We start from the raw sequence: 12,758 nt of genomic DNA on the forward strand, positions 1-12,758 counted from the left end.
GGTTACGGGGGTTGGCGGGTTAGGGCGGCGATGGCGTCCACTGTTGTCAGTGGGATGAGTAGGGCGGCGTCCCAGGTTTCGTCGTCTTGGCCGATCAGGAGGGTTGCCTGGTCGTCGGCGGTCAGTGACCAGAAGACGGGGGTGCCTGCGCAGGTGCCCGCTTGTAGGGAGCGTCGGTTGGGCCAGGTTGCCTCGCGGATCTCGCTTAGGCGGGATAGGTCTTTGAGGGTTGCCCAGACGTGTATCTCCCATGATTCGGACTGCAGGATTAGCAGCGGAGTTGGGTCGGCGTCCATGTCCAGGGTCACTTCGACCATCTGGGGATGATCGCACAGTGTGTGCAGGATTTCCTTTTGAGGCGGCGCGTGAGGGGGGAGGGTGAGTGTATGTGGTTGTGGCTAGTTGTCGGGTTCTTTGTTCTGCTGTTTGGGTTCGGGGCCGTCTACGATTGGCGGCTTCGGCGGCGGGGGCATCGGCTGCGGGACGGGGCGCAGTTGATGGGCGAGGCCCGGGAGAACCGTCGTGACATGCGCGCCTGGTACCGGGGGTCGCATGGGCACAGCGGTGAGGATTTGTCGTGGACGGCTGAGAAGCGGCGTTATCGGCGGTGAGTCGTTCAGGTTCGGGAGCGGCCCACGTAGAGGTTGCGGGCTCGGTAGTAGGTGTCGGACGTCGGGCCGGGCGAGCCTGAGGAGCCCTCCATCTGCAGGTTGATGATTATCCACATTGGCTGGCCGACGAAGTCGGCTCCGCGGTGGCCGCCTACCCAGGAGCCGTCCAGGTAGTAGTGGATGTCGACGTCGGTGCTGTTCACCTTGGTGATCCAGGCACGGTAGCCGTGCCAGGCGCCGGGGTTGGAGACGTTGACGATGGTGCTGGACCATTGGCCGGAGGCGTTCCGGTACGTGTTGAACCAGTTCCGTGCGTCGCCCTTGTACTCCAGGATGTCGCTTTCCGGTGGCCAGCTGTTGGCGCCGGTCAGCCAGAACGCGGGCCAGGTTCCCCGGGTTGAGGGTGCCTGGAACTCTCCCTTCACCTCCCAGTCCGGGAATTGGTCGTTGACCAGGAGGTGCTGCCGGGCGTGGATTGCGCCCGAGTGGTAGCGGATCGGCAGGTGCGGGTCGGCGGAGCTGTTGCCCTCGTTCCAGGTGATGCGGGTCGCCTTCAGGGTCAGAACGCCGGGGCTCGCTATGTACACGTGGTTGTGGTCGGAGGGGCTGCCGTACATCCGGGCGGTGCCGTTGTGGTCCGATCCCCAGGGGTAGCGGTAATTCCAGGTCGACTCCAGGGCGGTGTAGCTCGCGAAGGAGTTGTTGATCACCGTTTCCCAGGTGGCCGCGGCGGCCGGTCTGGTGCTGAGCACGGGGGCGAGGCCGCCGGCGATGAGGAAGGCTCGGCGTGTGGGGGGCATGGCGGTCACTTCTCGTCAGGTCGTCCGGGAGGACGAGTGCGGTGGTGCGGATCGATCGTTCCGTCCAGGCGGGATGTCGGCGGCGTCCATCCAGACCGTAGACGGAGAGGGAGCCGTAGCGCTGGATGACCTGGGTCCATCCGGCCCGGGTGTGGTCGGCGGTCATGGTGCCCGAGGTGGCGAGGCCCTGGCGGGTCCAGTAGGCGTCGTTCTGCCATGGCCAGGACGCGCCGATGAAGACGGTCACTTCGACGTCGAGGTGGCGGCGGTCGGCGAGGTCGAGCAGTTCTTCGAGGCGGTCGAGTTGCTCTTCCCGCACGTAGGTCGCGCGGTCCCAGTCCGACCGGGAGAACCACCAGTTCTTGCTCGGCACGTAGTTCACGCCGAACCGCACTCGCCGGCGCCGCCGCTCCCGCGGTGACGCCCAGTAATTTCCGGCGGTCGATGGGTGCGGCGGGTCGTTCGGCCATTGGGCGGGGCCCCTCTGATTCGTCCGGCCCACGGAGCGTAAGAAGGTTCCTCCGGGGCGGACCAGCGCGTTTTCAAGACCTTTCACGGGCGGTGGCGGAGGATCCGGGCGGGCCGTTGCCGGGCGCAGGTCCGGCGGGCGGAGGCGTGCGTTCGGTCACGGACGGTAGCGCGCTGGTCTGCGCTGTATGCGTATTTCTTTCTCGCCTTGGTCGCGCTGGAGTGCGAGACTGACCGCAGGTAGTCAGAGAAAGCAGGCCGTGGCATGGCGGAGCATCCAGCGGCGAAGGGGATCGCGGTGGCCGGGTCTTGGCACTACAAGTACTGGGCTCACTCATTTACTTCTGCATACGTTCTGCTGCTTGTCGTAATCGTTCCCGGGTCCGCCATGGGTGGGCCTTTCGGGCCCAACTGGCACTGGGTTTCTTTGTGGTACCTGCTATGCCTGGTGCTCGCGTTCCTCTTCGGAGACCGCGTTTCTCGCATGGTGACCCTGTCGCCGGATCTTCGCATGTCCGTTCGTGGTCTGGGAAAGAACGTGGAGGTCGATGTCAGGCAGATCAGAGAGGTCACGATCTCTCCGGTCGCCCGATTGGTAGGGGGCTCGGCCCGCGTGCACTGGGAGGGTGGCTCGTTCCGGCTCGGGAGTCGCGTGCGCTACCTGTCCGGACCTGCCGACCGTACCGGACTACGGCCTGGCCGCTGGTCCACACAGGGCTTTCGTGATCTGGTGTACCGCCTCTCCCTGGCCAACCCGGAACTGACCGTCCGGGGTGTTCATCCGCCGTCCTGGGCCTGGGAGCAGCGCGCGGCCGTCAACGTCCCGCCGGCTGGATGGCCGCCTTACTCGTGAGGGCCTGTAGCGCCGTCGGGGCCGGACCGTCACCGGATCTAGAGCGGTTGGGCGGGTTCGGTGGTGCGTTCTCTGATCCAGAGGGTGCGGTAGGTGCCGGGGTGGGTCAGTAGCTCGTCGTGGGTGCCGCGGTCGGTGACGCCGCCCTTGTCCAGGACGATGATTTCGTCCACGGCGTCCACGGCGTCCAGGCCGGCTAGGCGGTGGGTCACCAGGAGTGTTGTTCGGCCCTCGGTGGCGGCTAGTAGGTCGGCGGTTAGGGCGTCGGCGGTGGCGATGTCCAGGTGTTCGGCTGGCTCGTCCAGTAGGAGGATCGGGAAGTCCGCTAGGAGGGCGCGGGCCAGAGCGATGCGTTGGCGTTGGCCTCCGGATACCTGTGCGCCGTGCTCGCCGACGTGGGTGTTGAGGCCCTGCGGCAGGGAGTCGACCCAGTCGAGGACGCGAGCGCGGTGCAGGGCGTCGCGGATCTCGTCCTCGGTCGCATCAGGACGGGCCAGGCGGACGTTCTCTCCGATGGTCGAGTCGAACAGGTGGGCGTCCTGGGCGCAGAGGCCGATGACCTGGCGGACGTCATCGCCGCGCAGGGCGCGGAGGTCTACGCCGTTGAGGGTCGCCTGGCCGCCTGTCGGTTCCAGGAAGCGGAGCAGGACGGCGGTGAGCGTGGTCTTGCCGGAACCGCTCGGTCCGACGATCGCGCAGCGGCGGCCTGGGGTCAGGTCGAGGGAGATGCCATCGAGCGCGTAGGGGGCCTTGGATGTCCACCGGGCACGCAGGTTCTTCACCGAGAGGGTGTAGGGCGCCGCAGGCAGTGATGTGGGGACGGCAGGGTCGTGTACTGGCTCGGGGCTGTCCAGGACGGCGAAGACCCGGGTGGCCGAACGGCGGACCCGTTCCATGTACTGGGCGGCCAAGGGCAGCCCAGCCACAACCTCGAACGCGGCCAGCGGGAGGAGGACGATCACCGCGAGCAGGACCCCGTCGAGCACACCCGAGCGGACGGCCGGGATACCGACCGCGAGGCTGCCCCAGACGGCCATTCCCCCGGCCAGGGCCGAGATGGCCGCTCCGGCGCCGGCGGTGGTGGCGGACCGGGCCGTGGCGCGGGTGAAGTCGCGGTCGAGTCGCGTCGCCTCGGCGAGTTGTGCGGGGGCGGCGCCGTAGGCGATGAGTTCCGGTGCGCCCTGGAGGGTGTCGACCACGTGCAAGGTCAGCTCACCGCGCAGGTCGGTCGTCCGGCGTTCGGCACGTCGGGCCATGGCGGACGACAACCAAGGAGCGGCGACACCTGCGAGCAGTAGTGCGAACAGGAGCACGGCTCCGGCGGACGGAAGCAGTGCCCAGGCGAGGCCGACGGATGCGCCTCCGACGACGGCGGCGACCACGCAGGGCAGAAGCACCCTGAGAAAAAGGTCCTGAACGGCATCGACATCGGCGACCAGACGGCTCAGGAGGTCCCCGCCACGGAACGACGGAAGCCCGCCCGGCGCGAGCCGTTCCAGCCGTTCGTACACGCGTGCCCGCAGGTCGGCCAGGATGCGGAACGTCGCGTCGTGCCCGACGAGGCGCTCGACATAGCGGAACACGCCGCGTCCGAGCCCGAACGCCCGGACGGCCACGATCGCGACCATCAGCGTGAGCACCGGCGGATGCTGCGCCGCCCGCGAGATGAGCCACGCCGAGGCCGCCATCAGCCCGACACCGCTGCCGAGCGCCAGGACTCCGAACACCACGGCGATGACGAGCCGCCCCCAGGCGGGCCGGGCGAAGCGGAGCAGCCGGAGGATCATGCCGTCACCGCCGCCGGGGCGATGGGGACGGCGCGGTCGGCCACGGCGGCGAGGGCCGGGCGGTGGGCGACGAGGATCACGGTGCGGGTGGCCGACAGGCGGCGGACGGCGTCGATCACGGTCGCCTCGCTTTCCGCGTCGAGGTTCGAGGTGGGCTCGTCCAGCAGGAGGAGCGGCGCGTCCCGCAGGAAGGCGCGGGCGAGGGCGATGCGCTGCCGCTGCCCGGCGGACAGGCCGAGCCCCCGCTCGCCGAGCGGCGTGTCGAGGCCCAGCGGGAGGGCGTCGATGAACTCCAGCGCGTTCGCGGCCGCGGCGGCGGCCCGGACGTCGGCGTCGGACGCGCCGGGGCGGCCGAGGCGGATGTTGGCGGCGACGGTCCCGGCGAACAGGTGGGGGCGCTGCGGCACCCACGCGATCTGCGCGCGCCAGGCGTCCGGGTCGAGGTCGGCGAGGTCGTCCCAGTCGGCCATGACGCGTCCCGTGTCGGGGCGGACGAAGCCGAGGAGCACGGCGAGGACGGTCGACTTGCCGGTCCCGCTCGGCCCGGTGAGCGCGACGGTCTCGCCAGGGTGGACGGTGAGGCTGAAGTCGTCCAGCGCGGGGGCGCCGCGCCCGTCGTAGTTGACCGTCACGCGGTCCAGGCGGAGCGTGGTGCGGGCGAGGTCGGGCACGTCGGTGCGGGTGCCCCGTCCCGGGCACGCGGGCGCCGGCGTCTCGATCACCTCGAAGATCCGCGCGGCGGCGGTGAGGCCCTCGACGCTCGCGTGGTACTGCGCGCCGACCGCCCGCAGCGGGAGGTACGCCTCCGGCGCGAGGATCAGCACGAGCAGCGCGGTCTCCAGGCCCATGCCGCCCTCGACCAGGCGCAGCCCGATCGACACGGCGACGAGCGCGACCGAGATCGTCGACAGCAGCTCCAGGACGAGCGCGGACAGGAACGCGATCCGCAGCGTCGACATGGTGGCGCGCCGGTGCCGGTCGGTGACCTCGCGGATCTTCGCGGCCTGCGCCTTCGCCCGGCCGAAGATCTTCAGGGTGGGCAGCCCGGCGACGACGTCCAGGAAGTGCGCGGCGAGGACGGACAGCGTCCGCCACTGCCGGTCCATCTTCCGCTGGGTGGTCAGCCCGACCAGGATCGCGAAGACCGGGATGAGCGGCAGCGTCACCGCGATCGTCACGGCGGACAGCCAGTCGCCGAGCAGGATCCGCGCGCCGACCGCGACCGGGACGATCACGGCGAGCACGAGCTGCGGCAGGTAGCGGGAGAAGTAGTCGTCGAGCGCGTCGATGCCGCGGGTGGCGAGGGTGGCCAGCTCGCCGCTGCGCTCCCCGGCGAGCCAGCGCGGGCCGAGGAGCAGCGAGTGCGCGAGCAGCCGGCCGCGCAGCTGCGACTTGACCGCGGCGGACGAGCGGTGCGCCGCGACCTCCTGCAGCCACGCGACGAGCGTCCGCCCGGCGACGACGGCGAGCAGCAGCAGCATCGGGGTGCGCAGGTCGGCGAGGGACGCGCCGCCGAGGAACGCCCGGGTGAGCATCCCGGCGAGCAGCGTCGCCTGCGCGATGATCAGCCCGGCGGTGGCGGTGCCGAGCACCACGGACGACAGGAGGAAGATCCGCGTCGTCCGGGCGTACTTCAGCAGCCGGGGATCGAGGGGCTTCATTTCACGGGCTCGCGCACGGGGATGTGGGACGTGCCGATGCGCTTGCGGAACACCCAGTACGTCCAGCCCTGGTAGATCATGACGATCGGGGTGAACACCACCGCGACCCACGTCATGATCGTCAGCGTGTAGTGGGTGGACGCGGCGTTCTCGGTGGTCAGGCTGTTCGCGGCGCCGAGGGTGGACGGCATGACGTCCGGGAACAGCGCGGTGAACAGCGTGGCGACGGCGAGGACGATGGCGGTCCCGGTGCCGATGAACGCCCAGCCCTCGCGCCCCCGCCCGTTGGCGGCGGCGGCGAACAGCAGCGCGGCGGCGGCGCCTCCGGCGGTCAGCCAGGTCACCGGCTTGCCGTGCTGGAGCTGCGTGATCAGCAGGAAGCTCCCGCCCGCGGCGACGGCCGCGACGGCGGCGACGCCCGCGACTCGGCGGGCCTGGGCGCGGATGTCCCCGGACGTCTTCAGCGCGAGGAACACCGCCCCGTGCAGGACGAACAGGATCATCGTGGTGAGCCCGCCGAGCAGCGCGTACGGATTGAGCAGGCCGGTGAGGGTGCCGACGAACTCGTGGTCGGCGTCCAGCGGCACGCCGCGGACGATGTTCGCGAACGCGACGCCCCACAGGAACGCCGGGACGAGGCTGCCCCAGAAGATCGCCTTGTCCCAGCGGGCGCGCCACCGGGGGTCGTCGGACTTGCCGCGGTACTCGAACGCGACACCGCGGACGATCAGCGCGAGCAGGATGGCGAGCAGCGGCAGGTAGAAGCCGCTGAACAGGGTGGCGTACCACTCGGGGAACGCGGCGAACATGGCGGCGCCCGCGACGATGAACCACACCTCGTTGCCGTCCCAGACGGGCCCGATGGTGTTGATGACGACGCGGCGCTCGACGTCGTCGCGGCCGAGGACGGGCAGGAGCATCCCGACGCCGAAGTCGAACCCCTCCAGGAAGAAGTAGCTCGTCCACAGGAAGGCGATGATGATGAACCAGACGGTGGTGAGTTCCATGACCGGCGGCCCTCTCAGTAGGCGAACGCGAGCGAGCGCTCGGAGTCGTCGTCATCGGCGGAGTCCGGCGGCAGGACCTCGTCCTCCGAGGGCGGCCCGGCCTTGGCGTACCTGATCATCAGCCCGGCCTCGATGACCATCAGGACGCCGTACAGCGCGGTCAGCGCGACGACGGAGATCAGCATCGAGCCCGCGCTGACGCCCGGGGAGACGCTCGCCGACGTCTTCAGCACGCCGTAGACCGACCAGGGCTGCCGCCCCATCTCGGTGAAGATCCATCCGGCGGAGTTGGCGATGAACGGGAGCGTCAGCGACAGCACGCCGACCCGGTAGATCCACGGGCTGGCCGGCAGGCCCCTGCGCCGCAGCAGCACGAGCCCGGCCGCCGAGATCAGCGCGGTGAGGAACCCGACGCCGACCATGAGCCGGAAGTTCCAGTAGACGACGGGGACGAACGGCCGGTAGTCGCCGGGCCCGTGGGCGGCCTCCGCCTCGGCCTGGAGGTCGTTGATGCCGCGGACCTCGCCGTCCCAGCTGCCGGTGGACAGGAACGACAGGACGGCCGGCACCTTGATCCCGAAGATCTCCTCGCCGCCGTCGGGGGTGCCGACGGCGAACAGCGACAGCCCGGCGGGCCGCTCGGTCTCGTAGATCGCCTCGGCCGCGGCCATCTTCATCGGCTGCCGCTCGGTCATCGTCTTGCCGAGCAGGTCGCCGCTGATGGCGACGCCGATCGAGGCGACGAGGGTGACGCCCAGCGCGAGCTTGAGCGACGGGCGGAACACCTCGACGTTCTTGCGCCGGGCCAGGTGCCAGGCGCTGACGCCGGCCATGAACATGCCGCCGGTGACGAACGCGGCGGTGATCGTGTGCGGGAACGCCGCGAGGTGCACCGGGTTGGTGAGCACGGCCCAGAAGTCGGTGAGGACGGCGCGCCCGGCCTCCTCGTCGATGCGGTAGCCGACCGGGTTCTGCATCCAGGAGTTCGCGGCGAGGATGAAGAACGCCGAGAGCACGGTGCCGATGGACACCAGCCACATGCACATCACGTGCAGGAGCTTGGGCAGCCGGTCCCAGCCGAAGATCCACAGCCCGAGGAAGGTCGACTCGACGAAGAACGCGAGCAGCCCCTCGATGGCGAGCGGGGCACCGAAGACGTCGCCGACGAAGCGGGAGTAGTCACTCCAGTTCATGCCGAACTGGAACTCCTGCACGATCCCGGTGACGATCCCCATCGCGAAGTTGATCAGGAAGAGCTTGCCCCAGAACTTCGTGGCGCGCAGGTAGGCGGTCTTGCCGGTCCGGATCCACGCCGTCTCCAGGATCGCGACGAGCGCGGACAGCCCGATCGTCAGCGGGACGAACAGGAAGTGGTACACGGTGGTGATCCCGAACTGCCACCGGGCGATGTCGACAGGGTCCATGCTCGCGGGCCTCCGGCTACTACTACAAGCTGTAGTACTACGTGCTGTCAGACATACTACGAGCTGTAGTAGATGCCGAGGTGGCCGGGAGACCGTCTGATGCGTCACAGCCCCCGGGCCGGTCGGCCCGGGGGCTGCGCGAGCGTCGGCGGGTCAGGCGTCGGCGTCGACCACCAGGTCCTTCTCGATCTTGCGGATGGCCTCCCGGTCGGCGTGGATCTGCGCCGCGTCCTCGTGGGCGAGGATGATGTAGCCCATCGTCATGCTGGCGAACAGGTCGGTGCTGGCGTCCACGTGGTCGCCCGTCCCGACCACGTGCACCGGCGAGTGGTAGCTCGGCAGGTCGCGGGCCTGGTCGTAGATCTCCGCGTTGCGCACGATGCCGGTCGAGTGCGACATCAGGAACACCGCCATGACGTTCTGCCGCAGCGTGTAGCCGGGCGGCATCTGCGGGCCGAGGCCGCGGCAGACGTCCACGATCCGGGTGACCTGGCTCTCCCCCGTGGCGATCTCGGTGACCGCGGGGTTGCCCGCGCCGGCCAGCCGCGCGTTGACCTCCAGCAGCCGCGGCCCGTCCGGGGTCATCATGACCTCGGTGTGCGCCGCCCAGTTGCGCAGGCCCACCGCGTCCAGCGCGGCCAGCCCGTAGTCGATCAGCTCGCCGTAGGCGTCGGTGTCGTAGGGCAGCCACTCCACGCAGTCGTACACCGCGATGCCCTCGCCGAACGGCACCCGCTTGTACTTGATCATGTCGGTGATCGAGTGCCGCCCGTCGTGGCTGACCGTGTCGATGGCGTACTCGGTGCCGGTCATCATCTCCTGGACGAGCACCTCCTCGGCCAGCACGTCCAGCTTGTCGCGGGTGCCGAGCATCGCGGTGAACAGCTCGCGCCAGCCCTGGCCGCCCGGCGCGCGGCTGACCCCGACGGTCCCGGCGCTGGTCGGCGGCTTGACGACGAGGTCCTTGCCCGCGAGCCCCTCCCGCTCGATCCAGGCGGCGACCGCCTCGGGGTCGCGGGTGGAGATCTGCCGCGGGACGGGCAGCCCGGCGTCGGTGAGCGCCTGGTGCATGAGGTACTTGTGGCGCCGGGCGTCCACCAGCTCGGCGACGTTGGAGAACTCGGGCGCGAGCGCGTCCGAGCACTCCTGGGCGAGCCGCAGCGCCGCCTCGACGCCGGGGATGACGGCGATCGGCTTGAGCCCGCCGAGCCGCTCGATGGTCCCGGCCATGTCGCCGTGGTGGTTGATGACCGCGTCATAGGCCCCGGGGTCGTGCGAGGAGTGCAGCGGCGCCAGCGACGGACCCGTGTAGTCCATCACGGCCACCGGGCTGAACCCCGCCTCCCGGAGGGCGGGGGCGACCATCGCCGCCGAGGTGAAGGGCCGCACGATCGCCACGACTGGTCTGTCCATGATGTTCACCCTTGCTCCGGTCTTGCTCCGGTCTTGCTTCGTTGGTTGCGCGGTCACCCGCGGGTGGCCCGCCCGCGACCCGGCGCGGGATGCGAGCGGGGCGCGGGCGGGCGCGTGCGTCAGTCGCCTCCCTTGGACGTGGTCGCCGGCGCCAGGTCCTCGGGCTCGTCGGGGCCGTCGGGTCCGTCCGCCGGCCGGGCGCGCGACAGGCCCGCGCCGACCGCGACGAGCACCGCCGCGACGATCCCGAACGACCCGGTCAGCGCCCACACGCCGTCGCCCCAGGAGTGCCAGGCGGCGACGCCGATCAGCGGGCCGACGGCGTAGCCGGCCTGCTGCGGGACGGTCGCCGCCGCGATGTAGCGGGCCCGCAGCTCCGGCGGCGCGATGATGCCGGGGTAGGCCATCATCGACGGCGCCGCGACCACCTCGCCGAACGTCCACACCACGGTCGCGAGGGCGAGCAGGCCGACCGAGGTGGGCCCGAGGTACATCAGGTAGCCGACGCCGAGCAGCGCCATGCCGACCGCCATCGGCAGCCCGATCGGCAGCTTCTGCGTCCACTTCGACAGCAGCACCTCGAAGACGATCACCACGAAGCCGTTGATCGCGAGCAGCACGGCGTACAGCCGCTCGGTGTGCCCGATGCTCTGCACGAACAGCGGCAGGGTCGCCGAGACCTGGATGTAGGTGATCGCGGTCAGGAAGAGCCCGACGATGAAGAGGACGAAGCGGCCGTCGGTGAGCACCCTGCGGTACCCGCCTCCGGGTACGGCCTCCGCGCCGCCCTCGTCCGTCCCGCCGACCCCGGCGGGGGACTCGCCCGGCGAGCCGGGCTTCAGCGCCACCAGCGCGAACAGGCCGAACACCAGCGAACCGCCCGCGTCCGCGTAGAACAGCACGTCGTACGACGCGTACACGAGCAGCAGCGCCGCGCCGAGCGGTCCCAGCGTGGACCCGAGGTTGAAGGTCAGCCGCAGGAACGAGAACACCATGACCTGGCGGTTCATCGGCGTGAGCTCCACGACCCACGCCTGGGACGCGGGCCGGTACGCCTGGTTGAACAGCCCGGCGAGCCCCGCGACGATCACTGCCGTCCACAGGTTCGAGGCGTGCACGAGCAGCGCCGTCAGCACCGCCGAGCCGAACATCGACCAGACGATGACCAGGCGGTAGCCGATCCGGTCGGCGACCGCGCCGCCCACGGCCGTCCCGGAGATCCGGCCGACCATCAGCGCGGTGAAGGCGACCCCGGCGTCGAACGCGGAGAAGCCCCGGTGGGTCAGGAACAGCACCAGGAACGCGTTGAGGAAGGCCGCGAGGCTGGTGATGAAGTTGCCGACGACGAGGATGCGGACCGTCCTCGGCATCTCCCGTACGGTGCCGAGGACGGTCGCGTGCTCTCCGGTCGCGCTCACGCCGGTTCCCCGCTCTCCGGTGCGCCGGTCTCGACCACGAGTGCGGCGCCGGCGGCCTGGAGCGCGTCATGGCACTCCGGCACGGTGTCGGTGACGGCCGTCGCGAAGGCGATGCGGCCGAGCACGATCCCCTTCGGCGGCGGTGACACGACCGTGCCGGGGAGGACCATCGGAGAGACCTGGTCGATCGCCTCGGGCAGCCGGTTCTGGTCGAAGCCGACCGACGCGATCGTGGTGTCCTCCTCCGCCGGGTAGAAGAAGCGGATGCCCGCGGCCCTGGCGTGCGCCGCCGTGACGTCCGGGGCCAGCCCGCACGCCACCGCCGCCGCGGCGTGGCCGGGATCGACCCCCGTCGCCAGCCTGCCGAGATAGGGGATCATGTCGCCGCCGAGCCGCCCGTTCACCTCGATGAGCTTCGGGCCGTCGGCGGTGAGGATGAACTCCGTGTGCGTCCAGCCGTCGCGGAAGTCCAGCGCGGTGTGCGCGTTCTGCAGTGCGTCCAGCAGGCCCTTGTCGGACAGCAGGGGGTCGTCGCCCGCGACGACATGCCCCACCTCCTCCATGTACGGCGGGTAGCCGACGACCTTCCGGCCGACGTAGAGCGCGGAGACCTCGCCGTGCCGCACGACGGCGTCGACGCTGATCTCCTCGCCGGTCACGCACTCCTCGACCAGCAGCGGCGTGGGCATGTCCAATCCGACCGGGTCCGGCGCCTTGGCCGAGAGCGAGAACTCGAAGCGGTCGCGGAGCTCGCCGGCGTCCTTGACCCGCACGACGCCGAGGCTGGCGGCGAGGCCGCGCGGCTTCAGCACGACCGGGTAGCCGATGTCCTCGGCCGCGCGGAGCGCCTCGTCCAGCGTCGTCACCGGGGCCGAGCGCGGCTGCGGCACGCCGGCCGCGTCGAGGGCCGCGCGGGTCCGCCCCTTGTCCCGCACCCGCAGGATCGTGTCGGGGCCGCCGCCGGGCACGCCGAGCGCCTCGGTGACGTGCGCGGTCGGCAGGATCCGCGCCTCGTCCCAGCACAGCACGCCGTCGACCGGCTCGCGCTCGGCCAGGCGCAGCGCCTCCTCGGCCATCGCCGGGCCGTCGATGGTGCTCGGCACCACGGTCCACCCGGCGATGTACTCCTTCTCCCAGGTCGGCTCGGCGACGTGGAAGAGGTGCACCCGGAACCGCTCGCTGATCGACCGCAGCAGGTACTCCCGGTAGACCCTCCAGCCCGTCGCGATCACGAGCAGATGGGGGCGGTCGTGTGTCGCCATCGTTGGTTCTCCCTCGATGGGCGCCCGCCCCCGCCGGAACTCCGCGCGCCGGCG

The 12,758-nt window shown here is 70.6% G+C and carries 10 protein-coding genes; 1 reads left to right on the top strand and 9 read right to left on the bottom strand.

All coding sequences use genetic code 11. The features are described 5' to 3' along the window. Positions 1–2: 2 nt before the first annotated feature. A complete protein-coding gene (locus tag E1266_RS17860; RefSeq protein WP_132048349.1) occupies positions 3–317 on the bottom strand; it encodes a hypothetical protein in 315 nt (104 codons plus the stop codon). Positions 318–616: 299 nt separating this feature from the next. After that, positions 617–1,411: a family 16 glycosylhydrolase gene (locus tag E1266_RS17865; RefSeq protein WP_132048351.1), complete on the bottom strand. Its 795-nt coding sequence runs from the start codon at positions 1,409–1,411 to the stop codon at positions 617–619. A gap of 916 nt (positions 1,412–2,327) precedes the next feature. On the opposite strand from E1266_RS17865, the gene E1266_RS17870 reads away from it, so the two are divergent. Further along, complete coding sequence (locus E1266_RS17870; protein WP_132048353.1) at positions 2,328–2,732, top strand: hypothetical protein; 405 nt, start codon at positions 2,328–2,330, stop codon at positions 2,730–2,732. A gap of 38 nt (positions 2,733–2,770) precedes the next feature. Here E1266_RS17870 and cydC read toward each other — a convergent pair whose 3' ends face one another. The 7 genes from cydC to E1266_RS17900 form a co-directional block, all read right to left on the bottom strand. Beyond that, a complete protein-coding gene (gene cydC, locus E1266_RS38830; protein ID WP_207945730.1) occupies positions 2,771–4,519 on the bottom strand; it encodes a thiol reductant ABC exporter subunit CydC in 1,749 nt (582 codons plus the stop codon). Beyond that, on the bottom strand, positions 4,516–6,180 hold the full coding sequence (cydD, locus tag E1266_RS38835; RefSeq protein ID WP_207945731.1) for a thiol reductant ABC exporter subunit CydD: 1,665 nt from the start codon (positions 6,178–6,180) through the stop codon (positions 4,516–4,518). Before cydD ends, cydC begins: the two co-directional genes overlap by 4 nt. Further along, positions 6,177–7,187: a cytochrome d ubiquinol oxidase subunit II gene (cydB, locus tag E1266_RS17880; RefSeq protein ID WP_132048355.1), complete on the bottom strand. Its 1,011-nt coding sequence runs from the start codon at positions 7,185–7,187 to the stop codon at positions 6,177–6,179. The genes cydD and cydB overlap by 4 nt, the downstream gene beginning before the upstream one ends. A gap of 14 nt (positions 7,188–7,201) precedes the next feature. Next, positions 7,202–8,611 carry a cytochrome ubiquinol oxidase subunit I gene (locus E1266_RS17885; RefSeq protein ID WP_132048357.1) on the bottom strand — a complete coding sequence of 470 codons (1,410 nt, stop codon included), beginning with the start codon at positions 8,609–8,611 and terminating at the stop codon, positions 7,202–7,204. 153 nt (positions 8,612–8,764) lie between these two features. Further along, on the bottom strand, positions 8,765–10,024 hold the full coding sequence (locus E1266_RS17890; protein WP_132048359.1) for an ATP-grasp domain-containing protein: 1,260 nt from the start codon (positions 10,022–10,024) through the stop codon (positions 8,765–8,767). A gap of 119 nt (positions 10,025–10,143) precedes the next feature. Continuing rightward, positions 10,144–11,442 carry an MFS transporter gene (locus tag E1266_RS17895; protein ID WP_132048360.1) on the bottom strand — a complete coding sequence of 433 codons (1,299 nt, stop codon included), beginning with the start codon at positions 11,440–11,442 and terminating at the stop codon, positions 10,144–10,146. Beyond that, positions 11,439–12,704 (bottom strand): ATP-grasp domain-containing protein, encoded by a 1,266-nt coding sequence (locus E1266_RS17900; protein WP_132048362.1) that lies wholly within the window; start codon positions 12,702–12,704, stop codon positions 11,439–11,441. The genes E1266_RS17895 and E1266_RS17900 overlap by 4 nt, the downstream gene beginning before the upstream one ends. Positions 12,705–12,758: the final 54 nt, after the last annotated feature.

The organism is Actinomadura sp. 7K534 (assembly GCF_004348575.1).
Lineage (GTDB): Bacteria > Actinomycetota > Actinomycetes > Streptosporangiales > Streptosporangiaceae > Spirillospora > Spirillospora livida.

What these genes read in the sequence shown, in the direction of transcription:
- cydC (WP_207945730.1), bottom strand. Translation starts at nt 4,519, where the DNA reads ATGATCCTCCGGCTGCTCCGCTTCGCCCGGCCCGCCTGGGGGCGGCTC.
- E1266_RS17900 (WP_132048362.1), bottom strand. Translation starts at nt 12,704, where the DNA reads ATGGCGACACACGACCGCCCCCATCTGCTCGTGATCGCGACGGGCTGG.
- cydB (WP_132048355.1), bottom strand. Translation starts at nt 7,187, where the DNA reads ATGGAACTCACCACCGTCTGGTTCATCATCATCGCCTTCCTGTGGACG.
- E1266_RS17890 (WP_132048359.1), bottom strand. Translation starts at nt 10,024, where the DNA reads ATGGACAGACCAGTCGTGGCGATCGTGCGGCCCTTCACCTCGGCGGCG.
- E1266_RS17885 (WP_132048357.1), bottom strand. Translation starts at nt 8,611, where the DNA reads ATGGACCCTGTCGACATCGCCCGGTGGCAGTTCGGGATCACCACCGTG.
- cydD (WP_207945731.1), bottom strand. Translation starts at nt 6,180, where the DNA reads ATGAAGCCCCTCGATCCCCGGCTGCTGAAGTACGCCCGGACGACGCGG.
- E1266_RS17865 (WP_132048351.1), bottom strand. Translation starts at nt 1,411, where the DNA reads ATGCCCCCCACACGCCGAGCCTTCCTCATCGCCGGCGGCCTCGCCCCC.
- E1266_RS17860 (WP_132048349.1), bottom strand. Translation starts at nt 317, where the DNA reads ATGGTCGAAGTGACCCTGGACATGGACGCCGACCCAACTCCGCTGCTA.